At 72.0% G+C, this 2,554-nt stretch carries 2 protein-coding genes and 1 pseudogene; all 3 read right to left on the bottom strand.

Annotated elements, in window-relative coordinates; translation table 11 throughout:
- A pseudogene (locus tag FV228_RS26645) lies at positions 1–476 on the bottom strand (hypothetical protein); the annotation flags it as partial.
- 289 nt (positions 477–765) lie between these two features.
- Positions 766–1,854 (bottom strand): branched-chain amino acid aminotransferase, encoded by a 1,089-nt coding sequence (locus tag FV228_RS26635; protein ID WP_147857272.1) that lies wholly within the window; start codon positions 1,852–1,854, stop codon positions 766–768.
- A gap of 206 nt (positions 1,855–2,060) precedes the next feature.
- Positions 2,061–2,554: ATP-binding cassette domain-containing protein (locus tag FV228_RS26630; protein WP_246694043.1), on the bottom strand; the 494-nt coding region annotated here is incomplete at its 5' end.

Here is a 2,554-nt window from a genome sequence, read left to right as displayed (position 1 = left end):
CGCCCGAGCAGCCGGTCGAGCCAGCCGGGCTCCGGCGCGGCCGGGGAGGGCGGGTCGTCGAGGATCGCGGCGATCTCGCGCCGGAGCACCGCGTCGGCCTCGGCACGGAGCGCCGCCAGGGCCGCCTCGACCTCGCCGAGCCGGGGCTCGACGCCTTCGCGCAGGATGGCCGACACGATCGAGCGGAAATTGACGCCCAGATCGGCGTAGACCTCGCCCACCGGCACCGAGAGGTCGGACATGACCCGGATCAGCACCTCGTGGACGACCAGGCGCCACGGCCTGATCCGGGTGAGCTGGCGGGCCGGCAGCCCGCACAGGTCACTCATCCCCAGCGCGTCGCGCAGGGGCGTCTCGACGTGCTCGGGGCGGTAGACGGTGATCAGCGGCGTGAAGGCGGCCGGCAAGTCGGACTGGACGCCGGGATTCCACGGGCCGGCGGCTGTTTCCGGGGTGCTGGCTGCCACTTCCGTCATCCGCGCGTAGCCCTTCGCCTCCGTGGGCCACCACCTTGCCCGTGGGAGGCGCGGGTTCCCTCTCCCGTGCGGGAGAGGGACAGGGTGAGGGATGCGACCTCTCCGGACAGACCGGGTCCCTCACCCCAGCCCTCTCCCGCACGGGAGAGGGGGGCGCGTCGCGGCCTGCAAGGACGATCGCGCCCCAAATCTATGTCGCTCGAAGCCCACAGAGCGGGGAGGGAGGACGCGCCGCAAGTCCTGAATGCGAACCAGGCAAACCGACCCCGCTCCCGCGGCGGGAAAAACCCTAAAAGACCTTCTGGAACCAGCCGTGCGAGTCCTGGGTCGTGCCCCGCTGGATATCCACCAGCATGCCGCGCAGCCGGCGCGCCACCGGGCCCGCCACGGCGTCGCCGATGGTGAAGTTGTCCTCGCGGCCCTTCACGGTGCCGATCGGGGTGATCACCGCGGCGGTGCCGCAGGCGAAGGCCTCGGTCAGCCGGCCGGCGCGGACGTCGGCGCGCCAGGCGTCGATCGTGTAGGGCTCCTCCTTCACGGTGAGGCCGGCTTCCCGGGCCAGGGTGATCACCGAATCGCGGGTGATGCCGGGCAGGATGCTGTCGGAGAGCGGCGGGGTCTGCAGCGTGCCGTCCGCGAACACGAAGAACACGTTCATGCCGCCGAGCTCCTCGATGTAGCGGCGCTCGGCCGCGTCGAGGAACACCACCTGCTCGCAGCCCTGGCTCGTGGCCTCCGCCTGCGCGGCGAGGCTGGCGGCGTAGTTGCCCCCGCACTTGGCCGCGCCGGTGCCGCCCGGCGCAGCGCGGGTGAAGTGCTCGGAGACCCACACCGTGACCGTGCCGTTCGGATCCTTGAAGTACGAGCCCACCGCCGAGGCGATGGTGACGAACAGGTATTCCGAGGCCGGCTTGACCCCCAGGAACGCCTCGCTGGCGATCATGAACGGCCGCAGATAGAGGCTGCCGTCGGGCGTGTCGGGGATCCAGCTCCGGTCGATCTCGACCAGCTTGCGCATGGCGTCGACGAACGCGTCCTCGGGGAAGGGGGCCATGGCCATGCGCTCGGCCGAGAGCCGGAAGCGGCGGGCGTTGGCGTCGGGGCGGAACAGGGCGGCGCCGCCGTCGGCGGTGCGGTAGGCCTTGAGCCCCTCGAAGATCTCCTGCGCGTAGTGCAGCACCGCGGCGGCGGGATCGAGCGGGATCGCCTCGCGCGCCTGGATCCGCGCGTCGTACCAGCCGCGGCCGGCCGCGTACCGGGCCACCACCATGTGGTCGGTGAACACCTTGCCGAAGCCCGGATTCGTCATCAGCGCGGCCCGCTCGGCGTCGGTCCGGCGGGCGGGATGGGCTTGGGTCTCGAACGTCAGGTCGCTCACGGTAGGGTCCTCAAAGGTACACGCCCTTATGCCGCGCTCCCGCGGACGAATCTACGGAGCGCGTGCATGCCTATGGTGTCGCTCATGCCTTGCCGGCGGCTTGCGTGGCGGTCGCCCGACGCTGACCGGCAACGGGGTGCACGCGTCGACCTGTGACGTCCGCGACGCGCCCCCTCTCCCGTGCGGGAGAGGGTTGGGGTGAGGGATCAGGTCTGTCCGGAGAGGTCGCACCCCTCACCCTGTCCCTCTCCCGCCCGGGAGAGGGGACCCGTGCCGCGTCCGGCACTGAAAGAGTCCGGTTGCATGGTCGGCGTCGGATCCGACAGCTGCATCCGGTGCAGGCGGGCGTAGGCGCCGCCCGACGCGATCAGATCGTCGTGCCGCCCGGTCTCGATCACCCGGCCGGCCTCCATCACGGCGATCCGGTCGGCCTCCCGCACCGTCGAGAGGCGGTGGGCGATGACCAGCGTGGTGCGGCCGTCCATCAGGCGGGTCAGCGCCGCCTGGACCAGGCGCTCCGACTCCGAATCGAGCGCCGAGGTCGCCTCGTCGAGGAGCAGGATCGGCGCGTCCTTCAGGAAGGCCCGGGCCAGGGCGATTCGCTGCCGCTCGCCGCCGGAGAGGCGGTTGCCGGCCGGGCCGACCCGGAAATCGTAGCCCTCCGGCAGGGCGGTCACGAAGTCGTGGGCGGCCGCCCGCG

This window comes from Methylobacterium sp. WL18 (assembly GCF_008040015.1).
In the GTDB taxonomy this organism is placed as follows: Bacteria; Pseudomonadota; Alphaproteobacteria; order Rhizobiales; family Beijerinckiaceae; genus Methylobacterium; species Methylobacterium mesophilicum.
The sequence above is the reverse complement of the archived record's forward strand: the minus strand, read 5'-3'. Positions and strand labels throughout refer to the sequence as shown.